Annotated in this window: 3 protein-coding genes and 1 pseudogene; 3 read left to right on the top strand and 1 reads right to left on the bottom strand. The window is 65.6% G+C overall.

The features are described from left to right. A partial coding sequence (locus tag AC1DZ6_RS23320; protein WP_477099490.1) for an SRPBCC domain-containing protein occupies positions 1-374 on the bottom strand: 374 nt, incomplete at its 3' end. A gap of 193 nt (positions 375-567) precedes the next feature. Here AC1DZ6_RS23320 and AC1DZ6_RS23315 point away from each other — a divergent pair. The 3 genes and pseudogenes from AC1DZ6_RS23315 to AC1DZ6_RS23305 form a co-directional block, all read left to right on the top strand. After that, positions 568-1,302 carry an outer membrane protein gene (locus tag AC1DZ6_RS23315; RefSeq protein ID WP_477099489.1) on the top strand — a complete coding sequence of 245 codons (735 nt, stop codon included), beginning with the start codon at positions 568-570 and terminating at the stop codon, positions 1,300-1,302. 82 nt (positions 1,303-1,384) lie between these two features. After that, on the top strand, positions 1,385-2,152 hold the full coding sequence (locus AC1DZ6_RS23310) for an SDR family oxidoreductase (RefSeq protein ID WP_477099488.1): 768 nt from the start codon (positions 1,385-1,387) through the stop codon (positions 2,150-2,152). Between the two features lie 150 nt (positions 2,153-2,302). Then, positions 2,303-2,581, top strand: a pseudogene (locus AC1DZ6_RS23305) (hybrid sensor histidine kinase/response regulator); the annotation flags it as partial.

Raw genomic sequence — 2,581 nt, 5'->3', positions numbered from 1 at the left:
GTGGCGGTGTAGCGGGTCGTGCCGTCGCCCAGGTCTTCGAACTCGACGATGCCGACCATGAACGGCTTCTGCGACGGGATCCAGGTGGAGGTGAAGGCGTCGGTGAAGACGATGCGCCGGTTCTCGACCACTTCCAGATAGACGCCCGGATTGACGACCTCCTCGCCGTTCGGACCCTTCATGGTGATGACGCTGTTGCCGCCCGTGCGGACGTCCATCTCCGCGTGGGAAACGGTCCAGGGCGGCGGGCAGAACCACTTGGGCAGCAGTTCCGGCGTGGTCCAGCACTTGAACAGCTTGTCGGCGGGCACGTCGATGACGCGCGTCAGAACGAGTTCGCGCTCGGCGATGGGGGAAGGGACGGGGGCGTTCATGGCGTTTCTCCGAGGAATTGGCGTCGATGTGCCCGAAGGACGGCAGCGCCGTCCGCGATCCGACATCGCCGGCGAACTTTTGTCGATGCCCTAGGCCGATGGCGGCAAGCCGCGCGCCTTCTGGGTAGTTCACCTGATTTACCCTCGGGGTGGACGGTTCAGGCTCTCGTCGGGTCACCAAGGGAGCGGGCCGATGAAAGTTGCGGTGGTTCTGGGCTTCGCCGCGGCGTTGACGGTCGCGGCCGTCGAGGCCGAGGCCGACGATTTGACGTTCCGCATGGGCACCTATGTCTGGCTGCCCACCGTCGAGGGGCCGCTGGGGCTGCAGCCCGATCGGCCGACTCCGGTCCTCGGAGACGGCAGCATCCTCGACAACCTGCAGTTCTTCGGCTTCGGGGTCGCCGAGCTCAGCGGCGACCGGTTCGGCGCCCTCGTGGATTTCGCCTATGTCGATATCGGCTTCGGCGACGATGTCGAACTGCCGCCGGCGATCCCGCTGAAGCCGGACCTCGACACCAAGGCGATGGTGGGCTCGGTCAACGGCTTCTACCGGGTGATGGACGGCGACAAGTGGGACATAGACCTGACCGCCGGCGTCCGGGGTTACTGGCTGGAGAGCGAGTTCACCCTCAGCGCGCCCAACACCACGCTGATCGACGCCAGCGGCAAGACCAACTGGGTCGACGGAATCATCGGCGCCAGGGCCCGGGGCCAGTACGGAAAGTGGGGTCTGACCGGCCAGATCGACAGCGGCTGGGGCAGCGACACCTCCAGCTGGCAAGGTCAGGCCCTGGTCGAATACGACCTTTCCAGCCGATGGCGGCTGCAAGGCGGGTATCGCTACCTGCACTTCGAGAACGAGAAGGGCCGGGTCGATGTCGATCTCGACATGAAGGGGCCGCTGTTCGGGTTCACCTACCGGTTCTGAGGCGAGACTTGACCTGGCCAGGTCCGCGTCCCAATCTGCCGGCAATTCAAACAATCGTTTTGAAACCTGCCGGGAGCACGCCATGACCACCCTCTTCGATCTCACCGGCAAGGTCGCGATCATCACCGGCAGCTCGCGCGGCATCGGCAAGGCCATCGCCCAGCGCATGGCCGAGCACGGGGCCAAGGTTGTGATCTCCTCGCGCAAGGCGGGGCCCTGCGACGAGGTCGCCGCCGAGATCAACGCCCGGCACGGCGCGGGGACGGCGATCGCGGTCCCGGCCAATATCGGCTCGAAAGAGGACCTGCAGCGCCTGGTCGACGAGACAAGGGCGGCGTTCGGCAAGGTCGACATCTGCGTCTGCAACGCCGCGTCCAACCCCTATTACGGCCCGCTGGCCGGCATCGCCGACGACCAGTTCCGCAAGATCCTCGACAACAACATCATCAGCAATCACTGGCTGATCGGCATGGTCGCCCCGGAGATGCGCGAGCGGAAGGACGGCGCGATCATCATCGTCAGCTCGATCGGCGGCCTGCGCGGCAACGCGATCATCGGCGCCTACAACATCTCCAAGGCCGCCGACTTCCAGCTGGCCCGCAACCTGGCCCACGAGTTCGGCCCCGACAACGTGCGGGTCAACTGCATCGCGCCGGGCCTGATCAAGACCGACTTCGCCAAGGCGCTGTGGGACGATCCGGCGACCCTGGAGCGCTCGACCAAGAGCGTGCCGCTGCGCCGGATCGGCGAGCCCGACGAACTGGCTGGAGCGGCCGTCTATCTGGCCTCGAAGGCGGGCAGCTTCATGACGGGGCAGGCGCTGGTGGTGGACGGCGGAGCCACAATCTAGGCGGCGGCTGAGCGTCGAGGTGACAACTTAAGAGGGGGATATTTTGCCCCGGGTGCGACAATTTCGCGGCTGAACCTCGCGTCGCGCCAATCTTAACTTTGGATATAGGCCCTTTTCGTACCTTGCCAGGGTTCACCAGGAAACCTCGGCTTGCGGCGCTACGTCTTGTTCCTCGCGGCGATCGCAATCCTGTTGAGCGGAACCGGCGGCGCGGCCTTCGCCCGATCGCCGCAGTCGGCCAAGCTGGACGCTCTGTATCGCGAAATCAGCCGCGACGAGATCAAGCCGCCGACGCGCGAGAACGACGACATCGAGCGGGTCGGGCGCCGGGCGCTGAAGCAGCACGGCGAAAAGCGCCTGTATGGCCTGTGGTCGGTGCTCTACGCCTACAAGAGCAATCAGGTTCAGCCGCAGTTCGACGACTGGAGC

The sequence above is a fragment of the Caulobacter sp. P1_B12_2 genome (genome assembly GCF_056406675.1).
The sequence above is the reverse complement of the archived record's forward strand: the minus strand, read 5'-3'. Positions and strand labels throughout refer to the sequence as shown.